The sequence below is a fragment of the Komagataeibacter kakiaceti JCM 25156 genome (genome assembly GCF_000613305.1).
In genome coordinates this window covers 1-4,021 of sequence record NZ_BAIO01000194.1, presented here as the reverse complement: position 1 = coordinate 4,021, position 4,021 = coordinate 1, and the positions used below count along the sequence as shown (strand labels likewise).

The 4,021-nt window shown below is 63.8% G+C and carries 2 protein-coding genes and 2 pseudogenes; 1 reads left to right on the top strand and 3 read right to left on the bottom strand.

The window, feature by feature from the left end; genetic code table 11:
• Positions 1–19 precede the first annotated feature (19 nt).
• From JCM25156_RS23430 to JCM25156_RS10420, 3 genes and pseudogenes are all read right to left on the bottom strand, one after another.
• On the bottom strand, positions 20–1,093 hold the full coding sequence (locus JCM25156_RS23430; RefSeq protein ID WP_242402594.1) for an OprO/OprP family phosphate-selective porin: 1,074 nt from the start codon (positions 1,091–1,093) through the stop codon (positions 20–22).
• A 247-nt stretch (positions 1,094–1,340) separates the two neighbouring features.
• Positions 1,341–3,251 (bottom strand): annotated as a pseudogene (locus JCM25156_RS23425) (N-acyl-D-amino-acid deacylase family protein).
• Between the two features lie 147 nt (positions 3,252–3,398).
• Positions 3,399–3,593 carry a hypothetical protein gene (locus tag JCM25156_RS10420; RefSeq protein ID WP_025813037.1) on the bottom strand — a complete coding sequence of 65 codons (195 nt, stop codon included), beginning with the start codon at positions 3,591–3,593 and terminating at the stop codon, positions 3,399–3,401.
• Between the two features lie 131 nt (positions 3,594–3,724).
• Between JCM25156_RS10420 and JCM25156_RS23420 the strand changes: the two are divergent.
• Positions 3,725–4,021: pseudogene (locus tag JCM25156_RS23420) on the top strand (LLM class flavin-dependent oxidoreductase); the annotation flags it as partial.

The following is a 4,021-nucleotide window of genomic DNA, read 5'->3' as shown; positions in this document are numbered from 1 at the left end:
GGCGGCGGCGCCGGTCCTGTCAGAACTTGATCTGGAACAGCGACATGACGCCATGGAAATGCTCCGGCTCCCTGCCGCCATGGACCTGTCCATATTCATATTGCACGGACATGCGGATAATGGCGGTCGGCCACCAGTTGACCGCCAGCGCCCCGACCTGCTGGTTGCCCCCCTGCACCGGCGCGGATTGCAGATCCGCCTGTGAATAGCGTGCCGCGACTTCCAGCACGCCGTAGCCGTTGCACAGGACCGTCTCCTTCCTGTCGCAGGCAGGCGAGGAAAACGCGGCCGTGCGCCCCTTCCACTCCCTTGCCCGGCCATTGAACGTATAGCCAAGCTGACCGTACCAGCCATGAAAATGCAGGGGCTGGTTACCCGTACGGCCCAGACGGCTGTTGACCAGAATGTCATACGCCTCACCCTGAAAGAACAGCCTGCGCCATGCCACGGCGGCCTCCAGCCCCAGCGCGCCCGCGCTGCTGGCCGCGATCTTTCCGGTATTGAGGTATTTCGCATCCGTGCCGGTATTCATTTCCGGCACATCGGAAAGTGTGAGGGCTGGGCTGGAATTGCGGGCCGAGGCCGGGCGGAACACCCATTCGCCCGAAAGGCCCAGATGAACCAGCAGTCCACCGGTCCTGACCGGCAGGCCCGCCAGGCGAAAGGCCATGCCGCGCTGGTTTCCGTTCTCTCCGGGGCCTGCGGTGCCCGCCGTGGCCGACAGGGCGAAGTGATAGCGCCTGCCATATGTTTCCGCCTGCACGGCCTGACGTTCGATGCCCGTGGCCAGATTGCGGGTGATGGTGGAAATGCTGGAGCGTTCAATAAAAACGGTATCGCCCTGCGCCTGCATGGATTCAAGGCCGAAGCTGGGTTTGAAAATACCGGCGGTGAACACGAAATGCTTCAGCCCGACATAGGAAACCTGCCCTTCGAACAGGCGCATCTGGCCACCCGGCGCGGGCCCGAAATCCCATATGCCCCCGACTTCCACCTGCCTGTGTATGTTCAGGCGCACGCCATTGCGCATCCGCGCCGCGCGCGCGCGTGCCGGGGCGGGCGGGAGATGCGTTGGCGAAACCGCCGACGTCAAGCTGGTCCGTGGCATAGGGCTTTATGGTAATGCCGGCCAGGGTGACGGTCGGGACAGTCTGCGCGTACAGCGTGCTGAATGGGTACAGAATGGACAGGGAAACCACGAACCCCGCTTGTAACCGACACGACAAAAGATACCACGCTCCCCGCAACCGCCCCATGAGGCCGGAACTCATACCATGGCGCGCGGACCGGGGGGGCCATCAAATATGCGCAGGTTCATGTTGCCTTAATGTAAACGGTTTTCAGCACGCCACGGCGTGCGCGCCGGGATGGGCGTGTTCATCGGGGTGGTCTCGTGCCCTGAGCACCCGGCCAAAGGGAATCTCGCCGTACACGGCAACATAGGTATTGTCCTTCCACGCCGTCCGGCCCGCGATCATGACCTCCCGCACCACGCCCACGGGGCGATTGACGACCTGACGGCAGCCGAACTGCTGGCGATATATGAACTCGTACGTGGATTCCGGCTCCCAGCGGCGCAGCGCCTCCGGGTCGATCACGCACAGATCGGCGCGCGCACCCACCTGAAGCACGCCCGCATTGATATTGAAGAACGCTGCGGGCAGGCCCGTCAGCCGATGGACCCCGGCGGCCACTTTCCCCAGCCCGTCCGGCTGGGCCATTTTCAGCAGGCGGAGGTTGCCATCATAAAAGCCCATATTGGCCAGATGCGCGCCACTGTCGTTAAAGCCCGGCAGTCCGGGGGTGGAACAGCAGTTTTTTCACCACGGCCGGATTGCGGTTGGCGATGGTCGTCTCCCACCGCAGGTCCGTATCCCATTGCCGCAGCAGATGGATGATGAATGTCGCGTCATCTCCCACCGGGTTGGGGAAGGTGCGGAAGAACGTGTCCTCATCCGCGTTGGCCGCCCCCCTGCGCCCCCGGCTCGCCTGCCAGCGCAACAGGCGGTGATAGGGCGCGGCCAGTGTCTCGCCACGCCAGTTATCCAGCGGGGCGGCGGCCACGGTCATGTCCGACAGGCGGCGGGTCAGGACGGTTTCCTCCTGCCTGAGCAGCCGCCGCAGCCGCGCCATGGGGGACCAGCCTGTCCTGCCTTCGAGCCACATATGCCTGAAGGACGCGATCCATTCGGGGTCATTGAGGATATGCGCGCGCCCTGTGCGGTCCTCGGGTTCGAGTTCGTTCAGGGCGCGCAGTTCCGGGATCTCGTCGGCCAGCGGATTGATCGCCCCGTCACTCCAGAGCCTGAACGTGCCCGACAGCGCCTGAAAGCGGAAATACCCATCCAGAAACCGCGAATTGAGAATGGCCGAAAGCATGAGGCACAGCGCCACGGCGGCCCGGTTGGTCTGTAGATCAAGGACCGCCAGCACGGTCGTCCGGAGCGGTCGGCCGAACACGCGCCCGCTTGTCAGCATGAAACTGCGGACGGCCTCGATGAAATTATCCTTCGATGGTGTCGCCTGCCATACCCGGCCATAGCGGCGGACCACGCCGGTCAGTTGCCGCAGTTCATGAAAGCTCGCGTACTGCGTGGGAATCCTCCGGTTCTTGTGCGGATCATTCGCCAGGAAATGGAAGGGCAGCGCATCGGTCGAAAATCCGGGATAGCCCTGCGCCATGGCCGCATCGACCAGACGTTCCATTCGCGCGCGTTCACCCCGCGTGGGGCGGCGACTGACGGAACCATGCAGGCCCATCACCTCGATCCGCAACATGGAATGGGGCAGGAGCGGCACGATATTGGGGCCAAGCGGCAGACTGCCAGATGGTCGAGATAGCCCTGTGAATCCGTCCATGAACAGGTATCGGCCACCTTGCGCAGCACGGATTTGGGCATGTTCTCCACCCGGGCGAAACAGTCCACGATGGGGTCTTCCCCGTCGCGGCGCTGGTTGCCAAAGGTCACGCCCAGCGAACAGTTGCCAATGACCGCCGTGGTCGTGCCGTGGCGGACGACCTCGGGCAGTTCGGGGGCCACTTCCAGTTCAAGATCCAGATGGGTATGAATGTCCAGCAGCCCCGGCATGAGCCACAGCCCGGTGCAGTCCACCACGCGCGTATCGTCGCCCGCGGGCAGGTCCGTGCCGATTGCTGAAATGATGCCGTCTGACACGGCGATGTCGGAAATGATGGGATCGCATCCCGTACCGTCAAAAAACAACGCGTTACGATAAAGCGTATCGGGCACCTGTGCCTCCTTGAAGAGGCCATGACGCGAACATGGCGGGGTCGTGCAGTATGGCGTTCAGGCCCGCTGCGCACGGGCTGAACGCCATGGTCATAACCCTGTGGAAACGGATTGGTTGCGCACGAAACCATCGCCCGCCGCGATGGTTCAGGGCGGGGGCATGTTGTGGGTGCCGCTTACACGGAACAGGAGGAACAGGGCGATGAGGATCAGGACGATGGGCAGCAGGCCCAGTCCGTTGAATCCCGGGCTACCCGCGCCGCCGTACCAGCCGGAGCGGTAACCGTACCCACCCCCGCCAATGGCGAAGATGAGCAGCACAATAACCAGCAGCGTCAGCATGGGAGATACTCCACCAGAAGCCTGCTGTCCCAACGTCACGTGGTGTATAAGGTTCCACGCGCCGCCCGGCGTGAAAAGCGCATGAAACCGGCCGGCCCGATGCCCCCGACCCCGATGCGGAGATGCGTTGCGTGATCCCTTTTTCCGTCCTTGATCTCTCCCTCATTACCCGTGGCGCCAGCGTGGCGGACGCGCTGCGCAATACGTGCGATCTGGCCCGGCTGGCGGACGGGCTGGGGTTTCACCGCTACTGGCTGGCGGAACACCATGCGATGCCGGGCATAGCCTCGGCCGCGACCGCCGTCCTGATCGGGCAGGTCGCCGCCGCGACACGGCGTATCCGCGTGGGGGCGGGCGCATCATGCTGCCCAATCATTCACCACTGGTGGTGGCGGAGCAGTTCGGCACGCTGGAAACGCTGTTTCCCG